Annotated in this window: 1 protein-coding gene and 1 pseudogene; both read right to left on the reverse strand. The window is 63.9% G+C overall.

Going from position 1 to position 532, the window contains the following annotated elements; translation table 11 throughout:
- A partial coding sequence (locus tag DPV79_RS41640; protein ID WP_165843650.1) for a type VI secretion system baseplate subunit TssF occupies window positions 1–397 on the reverse strand: 397 nt, incomplete at its 3' end.
- 38 nt (window positions 398–435) lie between these two features.
- Window positions 436–532 (reverse strand): annotated as a pseudogene (locus tag DPV79_RS43595) (type VI secretion system baseplate subunit TssE); the annotation flags it as partial.

Below are 532 nucleotides of genomic sequence, written 5' to 3' on the forward strand. Positions count from 1 at the left end.
CGCTGGTGAACTGGCATGCGGTTTTTTCCCCATCGGGCACCCGTGCGGTGAACGACGTGCCGCGTGCGACGCGATAGCCTTCGACGAGATTGCCTTCGGTCCGGCCCGGATAGAGGCGCGCGACCGCAATCGACGGCGTGGGCGCCACGTAGTTCGGGTAGATCACTTCCAGCAGCCGGCCCGTGAAGCGCGGGAATTCGGCGTCGAGCTTGATCTGCATGCGCGCGGCCATGAAGCAGAACGACTCGATCAGGCGCTCGACGTAAGGGTCCGCCACTTCGCCCGCCTGCATGCCCAGACGCCGCGCGATCTTCGGGTGCGCCTGGCCGAACTCGGCAGCGAGCTCGCGCATGTAGAGCAGTTCCTGGTTGTAGTAGTCGAGCAGTCGCGGGTCCATCGGATCGGTCTCGTTGTAGTCGTTGTGCCGTGCGGCGTTCAGCTGTTACGCACGCCGGTGATCTGGATCTCGCTCGTTTCGAGATCGAGCGAGCTCTGCACCATGAATTCGAGCGGATACGGGTCCATGTGCACG

This window comes from Burkholderia reimsis (assembly GCF_003294055.1).
Lineage (GTDB): Bacteria > Pseudomonadota > Gammaproteobacteria > Burkholderiales > Burkholderiaceae > Burkholderia > Burkholderia cepacia.